5 protein-coding genes and 1 pseudogene are annotated in these 6,622 nt (G+C 72.7%); all 6 read left to right on the top strand.

Translation table 11 applies throughout. From position 1 onward, the window contains the following. Positions 1-1,152, top strand: a pseudogene (locus tag EZM51_RS18310) (hypothetical protein); the annotation flags it as partial. 16 nt (positions 1,153-1,168) lie between these two features. Next, complete coding sequence (locus tag EZM51_RS18305) at positions 1,169-1,612, top strand: phage tail protein (protein ID WP_136709749.1); 444 nt, start codon at positions 1,169-1,171, stop codon at positions 1,610-1,612. Positions 1,613-1,623: 11 nt separating this feature from the next. Next, positions 1,624-2,388: a LysM peptidoglycan-binding domain-containing protein gene (locus EZM51_RS18300; RefSeq protein WP_136709748.1), complete on the top strand. Its 765-nt coding sequence runs from the start codon at positions 1,624-1,626 to the stop codon at positions 2,386-2,388. Then, positions 2,372-4,243, top strand: coding sequence for a VgrG-related protein (locus EZM51_RS18295; protein ID WP_136709747.1), 1,872 nt, complete (start codon positions 2,372-2,374; stop codon positions 4,241-4,243). Before EZM51_RS18300 ends, EZM51_RS18295 begins: the two co-directional genes overlap by 17 nt. A gap of 18 nt (positions 4,244-4,261) precedes the next feature. After that, complete coding sequence (locus EZM51_RS18290; RefSeq protein WP_136709746.1) at positions 4,262-4,675, top strand: GPW/gp25 family protein; 414 nt, start codon at positions 4,262-4,264, stop codon at positions 4,673-4,675. Beyond that, positions 4,672-6,621: a putative baseplate assembly protein gene (locus EZM51_RS18285; protein ID WP_136709745.1), complete on the top strand. Its 1,950-nt coding sequence runs from the start codon at positions 4,672-4,674 to the stop codon at positions 6,619-6,621. The genes EZM51_RS18290 and EZM51_RS18285 overlap by 4 nt, the downstream gene beginning before the upstream one ends. Position 6,622 lies beyond the last annotated feature (1 nt).

Here is a 6,622-nt window from a genome sequence, read left to right as displayed (position 1 = left end):
GGCGGCGATTCGATGGCGGGCCACATCGGCGACCCGCCCGCGGGCCGGCCGGGCGACGCGGCCCCGCCCCCCGGCGTCGCTTCGCCAGGGCGGCCGCCGACGCCGGCCATGCCGACGGCGGCGGTGCAGCGTGCCGCCATGCGTGCCTCCGGCGATCCCTCGCCCGACGACGCCGGCCCACCCTCCGACCCGGCCCCGCGCCTGGATTCGGGATCGCGTGCGGGCTCGGGATCGCGCCCGGATTCTACGCCTGGCCTCGGCGCGTCGACGGACGCGACCGACCACGGCCCGGCGGCTCCGGCCACGCTCCAGCGCTCCGTCGCACTCGTCCCCGCGCGCGGGATCGTGCTCTCGCTCGGCGACCCGACGATGGGGGCACCCGTGACGCGGCACCGGGGCGGCCCGGTCGTCGCGGCGCGCGTCGTCGCTCCCGTGCCGCCGTCGTCGCCCGGGGGCGGGTCGGCGCCGACACATGCCTCCGGGGCCATGACGCCGTCGGACGGTCGGACGCCGTCGGGGGGTCGGGCGTCGTCGCCGAGGTCGGATGCGTCAGGGGCCGGTCGCGCCTGGGACGGGACCGGTCGGGGCGGGTCGGCGGGCGTCGACGCGTGGGCGCATGAGACACCCGCGGTGGCGGCATCCGTCGCCCGACTCTCGACGACCGAGTTCGAGCGCGTCGCTGGCGGCGCCGCGAACGACACGGCGCCGTCGATCGGGGAGCCCGGCCGCGTCCTCACGAGTGCTCGGCCGCAGGCCGGGTCCGTGGGCATCGACGTGGCTCGGGCGACGGCACGCGAGCCGATGCCGGTCGCGGCGGCCCCGGTGCCGTCGAGCGCCCCGGTCGCCCAGCGTTCCGCATCGGGCGAGGTCGCTCGAGTCGAGCAGACCGCGCGAGGCGTCGGCGGCCCCACCGATCTCGCTTCCGGGTCCGCTCCGGTCGCCGGCGGGAGCGCCGAACGCAGCGACATCGTCGTGCAGTCCGCCCCGGCGGCCTCGTCCACCACCACGACCCCGGCCCCCGCGCCGCCGGCCGCCGCCCCCGAGAACGTCGAGCAGCTCGTGCGCAAGCTGTACGGCCCGCTCGTGCGGCGGATCAAGGCCGAACTGCTGCTCGATCGCGAACGCCGCGGCATCCGGATCGACGGAATCTGAACCGAAGGAGGCGACCATGCTCACCGACACCGAGATCGCCGTGGGAGTGCACTACCTCGTGCACCTCGACGAGCACGACCTCGGCGACTTCGCGAGCTGCGACGGGCTCGGCGTCGAGGTCGTGCTGGAGTCGCGCGAGGAGGGCGGGAACAACGGGTTCGTCTGGCAGTTCCCGACCCGGCTCAAGTACCCGAACATCAAGCTCACCCGTCCGGTGAGCAAGGAGACCGCCGACACGATCGTGAACTGGGTCATGGCGGCCGTCTCTGGCACGTCGCGCGGCACCGGGCACATCGAGGTGCGGTCGGCCGACAACGAACCGGTCGCGACCTACGACCTGCACGACGTCATCCCCGTGCGCTGGACCGGCCCGTCGCTGAACGCCGACCAGCCGAAGGTGCTCATGGAGACGCTCGAGATCGCCCACCACGGGTTCGTGAAGACGAGCTCGAAGTACTGAGGAACCGCGCCATGCCAATCACCTCGACCGCATCCGACACGACGAGTCTCGTGCACGCCGCCATCGACGTGCACGAGCCCGGCACGGCGCCCGGCAAGATCGGCGCGAAGATCACGACGATCGACTTCCAGCTGAACCCCAAGGAGCTGACCGTCGCCAAGTCGGCGAAGTGGGAGTCGAAGAACCAGAAGAAGTCCGCCACCGCACCGCCCGCCACCTACCAGGGTCCCGAGCCGCAGAAGATGAGCGTCGAGATGTACTTCGACGAGACGCGCGCACGCGACGGCAGCGTCGTGAAGCGCGTCGAGGCGCTCTTCCAGGCCTGCACGCCGACGAGCAGCTCGACAGGCAAGGACCAGCCGTCGGCGCCGTGGGTGAAGTTCCAGTGGGGCGTGCTCACCGGCTTCGTGGGGTACATCAAGAGCGTGTCGGCGAAGTACACGCTGTTCTCGCCCGACGGCACGCCGCTGCGGGCGGTCTGCACCGTCGCGCTCGAGGAGCTCGCGAACCAGCCGGGCAAGCAGAACCCCACGTCGGGCGGGCTCCAGCCGCGCAACGCCCACACGGTGCGGGAGGGCGACTCGCTCGCGGCGATCGCCTACCGCGAGTACGGCAACCCGGGCCAATGGCGTGCGCTCGCCGAGGTCAACGGCATCGACGACCCGCTTCGGCTCCGGCCGGGCCAGGTCGTGCTGATCCCCTCCCTCGACGAGCTGTCGCGGGCCGACGGCCGCGAGATCGCCCGGAGGGAGGTCGCCCGTGCCCTCCTCCACTGACACGTACACGAGCCTGCTGCTCGTCTCGGTCGGCGGCTCCGCGCTCCCACCCGAGGCGGCGGGTCTCCTCGAGCGCAGCAGGGTCACGGATGCCGCGAACCTGCCGGACTCGTTCGAGCTCGAGTTCGTCGACTCCGCCGGGACCGTGCTCGAGCAGGGCGGCTTCGAGATCGGGGCATCCGTCACCCTCGCGGTGTCGCAGAACGGCGCCGACGGACCGCAGAAGCTGCTCGACGCCGAGGTGACCGCCCTCGACCGCGAGGACGTGGGCGGAGAACTGCGCACCCGGGTGCGCGGGCTCGACACCTCGCACCGACTGTTCCGCGGGCGACGCGTCGCCGCGTACGTCGACATGTCGGTGGCCGACATCGTGCAGAAGGTCGCGCAGCGCGCGGGCATCAAGGTCGGGTCGGTCAGCGGCCCCGCGACCGTCATGCCGCACACCACCCAGGACAACGTGAGCGACTGGGTCTTCCTCAAGCGGCTCGCGGATGACGCGGGCTGCGTGTTCTCCGTCGTCGACGGCAAGCTCGAATTCGGCCCGCCGACCGCGGCGTCGACCGCGACCTCGGGCTCGTCGTCGGCGGTCGACGACCCGATCGTGATCGAGCACGGGCGCAACAGCGTCTACCTGCACGCGACGATCACGAGCGCCGAGCAGGTGTCGGAGGTGGAGGTGCGCGGCTGGGATGTCGCGGCCAAGGAGAAGGTCGTGTCGACGGCGCCCGCGAAGACGCAGGCGGCGGAACTGCCGACGCTGGACCCCGCGAAGGTCGCCGAGGTGTTCTCGAGCCCGCGCTACGTCAGCGGCGCCGGCGCCGGCGCCCAACAGCCGCAGGACAAGCTCGCCGAGGCGATCGCCTCGCGGATCGCCGGCGGTTTCGCCGAGATCGAGGCGCAGATCCTCGGCAATCCGCGCATCCACTCGGGCACCGCGGTGCGGCTCCGCGGGTTCGGTGCGCCGTTCGACGGCCGGTACACCGTCACCGAGTCCAAGCACGAGTTCAGCTCCGAACAGGGGTACACGACGACGCTCGTGGTGAGCGACGCGTCCGACCGCTCGCTGCTCGGCGTGGGGTCGCGGCCGGGCCAGTTCGTCGCGGGCGGAGGGATCGCCGGTGCCGGGATGCCCGGCGTCGTGAGCGCGCTCGTGAGCGACGTCTACGGCAGCGGCGACCCGCAGGACGAGGGCCGGGTGCGCCTCACCTTCCCGTTCCTCTCCGACGACTACGTGAGCGGGTGGGCTCGCGTGGTACAGCCGGGCGCGGGACCCGAGCGCGGCGCCGTGGTGCTGCCCGAGGTGGGCGACGAGGTGCTCGTGGCGTTCGAGGCGGGCCGATTCGACCGGCCCGTCGTGCTCGGCGGACTCTACAACGGCAAGGACCTGCCGCAGGGCGGCTGGGACTCGTTCGTCGAATCTGGATCCGTGGTGCGCCGCAGCTTCACGTCGCGCACCGGCATGATCGTCGAGTTCCTCGAACGGCCGGGGGAGGAGCTGCTGCGCGTCTCGACGAACGAGGGAGCGCAGCACGTCACGCTCACGCAGACCGCCGATCGCGGCATCCAGATCATCTCGGAAGGGCCGGTCTCGGTGACGGCGAAGCGCGACGCCACCATCACCACCGAGGGGAACGCGAGCGTGACCGCGAGCCAGGGCGACATCTCGCTCTCGGCCACGAAGATCGCGCTCGACGCATCCGCGGAGCTCGCCATCTCGGCGCCGAACGTGAAGGTCGACGGCTCGGCGTCGCTCGATCTGACCGGCGCGGCGGTCGCCGTGAAGGGCTCGGGAATGGCCGAGTTCTCGTCGTCGGGCGTCACCGTCGTCAAGGGCAGCCTCGTGAAGATCAACTGAGCGGGCAGGGAGCAGAGGATGTCGCAGGAGTTCGTAGGGCGGGGCTGGTCGTTCCCCGTGCACGCGGACGCGAACGGGCGCATCGCGTTGTCGAGCGACGCGCGCGAGATCGAGGAGAGCATCCGGCTGATCCTCTCGACCGCGCCCGGCGAGCGGCCGATGCGGCCGGAGTTCGGGTGCGCCGTGCACGACTACGTCTTCGCGCCGGCGGATGCCACGACGGCGGGTGCGATCGGCGACGCCGTGCGCACCGCCCTCGCGTTCTGGGAGCCGCGCATCGACGTCACCGGCGTCGCCGTGACCTTCGACCGGGCCGACCAGGGCATGCTGCTCATCGACGTCGGGTACGCCATCCGGGGCTCGAACGACCCGCGCAACCTCGTCTTCCCGTTCTACGTCATCCCCGACCGCTCGTCGGAAGGAACGCCATGACCCTGCCATCCCCGAACCTCGACGACCGCCGCTTCCAGGACCTCGTCGACGACGCGAAGCGGCTCGTCGCCCTGCGCTGCCCCGAGTGGTCGGATCACAACGTGTCGGACCCCGGCGTCACGCTCATCGAGGCGTTCGCGTTCATGACCGACGAACTGTTCTACCGGCTCAACCGGGTGCCCGACAAGCTGTACGTCGCCTTCCTCGACCTCATCGGCACCACGCTGTACCCGCCCACCGCGGCCACGGCCGACGTCGTGATGTGGCTTGCGGCGCCCCGAGACGAGGTCGTCGTGGTGCCGCCGCGCACCGAGGTCGGCACTCCGCGCACCGAGCAGGACCAGTCCATCGTGTTCCAGACCACGGCCGAACTGCAGATCCCGCCCCGTTCGCTCGCCCACCTCGGCCGACGGTCGGGCGGGACCAAGGCCGTCGTGCGCAACGCGCGCCTCGGCAACGACACGCTCGAGGCGTTCGCGAGCAAGCCGAAGATCGGCGACGAGCTGCTGCTCGGCCTCGACGAGGCGGCGCCCGGACTCGCGATCGGCATCCGCCTCGACTGCGCCGTTCGCGGCGTCGGCGTGGACCCGCTCGACCCGCCCATCGTGTGGGAGGCATGGACCGGTCCCGACTGGACGCCGTGCGACCTCGTCTCGGACGGGACCGGGGGCCTCAACCAGCCCGGGGACGTCATCGTCATCGTGCCGCGCGACCACGCGGCATCCGTCATCGGCGACGAGCGGGCCGGCTGGCTCAGGTGCCGGCTCGTCGAGCGGGAGCCCGGCGTGCCCACCTACAGCGCGGCCCCGCTCGTGCGCGACGCCTCGGCCGTCACGCTCGGCGGTGTCGTGCAGGCGCTGCACGCGCGCACGATCGACGACGAGATCCTCGGCCTCTCCGAAGGGGTTCCTGGTCAGTCGTTCCCGCTCGAGGAGCGGCCCGTGGTCGACGACGGCGAACCGTTCGTCGTCGAGGTCGGCACCGGCAGCGGCTGGGAGGAATGGGTCGAGGTCGACTCGTTCGCCGGTTCCGGCTCCGACGCGAAGCACGTGATGGTCGATCGGGCCCGGGCGACGGTGACGTTCCCGCCGGCTGTGCGGGAGGCCGACGGCGCCCTGCGCCGGTACGGCGCGACACCGGCCAAGGGGGCGCCGCTGCGCGTGCCCCGCTACCGCGTCGGCGGCGGACGCGCCGGCAACGTGGCCGCTGGTGCGCTCTCGGTGCTGCGCTCGACCGTGCCGTTCGTGAGCTCGGCCGTCAACCGGGCGGCGGCGCACGACGGCACCGACGGCGAGACCATCGAGGAGGCGAAGGTGCGGGGACCGCTCGCCCTGCGCACCCGCGATCGCGCGGTGACGCTCGAGGACTACGAGCAGCTCGCCAAGCGCGCGGCGCCCGGCGTGGCGCGCACGCACGCCGTCGCGGCGAACGGCGCGGGCGACGGCCTCGGCGTGCGCCTCCTCGTGGTGCCGACGGCCGCGGTGGGCGCCGACGGCCGCATCGGGTTCGCCGACCTCCAGCCGAGCGACGAGCTGCTCGCCGCCATCTCGGACGACCTCGACGGGCGGCGCCCGGCGGGGACCCGGCTCATCGTCGAACCGCCCGAGTACCAGGGCGTGACGGTGGTGGCGAAGCTCGTCGCACGTCCGCGGGTGGCCGTCGACCGCCTGCAGGCCGACGCACTGGCCGCGTTGTACGGGCGCTTCGACCCCATCCGCGGCGGCGCCGAGGGCACGGGCTGGCAGTTCGGGCGGCCGGTGCTCGCGGGGGAGGTCTACTCGGTGCTGCAGGCGCTTCCCGGCACCGAGCTCGTCGACGAGGTGCTCCTGTTCGCGGCCGACCCGGCGACCGGCAAGCGCGGCGAGCCCGTGCAACGCATCGACCTCGGCCGGAACGCGCTCGTGTTCAGCTTCGAGCACCGGGTACGGGTCACGGCGGCGGTGTGAG

Origin of the sequence: Agromyces sp. H66 (assembly GCF_004959775.1) — a bacterium.
Classification (GTDB): domain Bacteria; phylum Actinomycetota; class Actinomycetes; order Actinomycetales; family Microbacteriaceae; genus Agromyces.
This window is presented reverse-complemented; position numbering and strand designations above follow the sequence as displayed.

Bases quoted from the DNA above. Each gene is read 5' to 3' on its own strand.
- EZM51_RS18305 (WP_136709749.1), top strand. From the start codon at position 1,169: ATGCTCACCGACACCGAGATCGCCGTGGGAGTGCACTACCTCGTGCAC.
- EZM51_RS18300 (WP_136709748.1), top strand. From the start codon at position 1,624: ATGCCAATCACCTCGACCGCATCCGACACGACGAGTCTCGTGCACGCC.
- EZM51_RS18290 (WP_136709746.1), top strand. From the start codon at position 4,262: ATGTCGCAGGAGTTCGTAGGGCGGGGCTGGTCGTTCCCCGTGCACGCG.
- EZM51_RS18285 (WP_136709745.1), top strand. From the start codon at position 4,672: ATGACCCTGCCATCCCCGAACCTCGACGACCGCCGCTTCCAGGACCTC.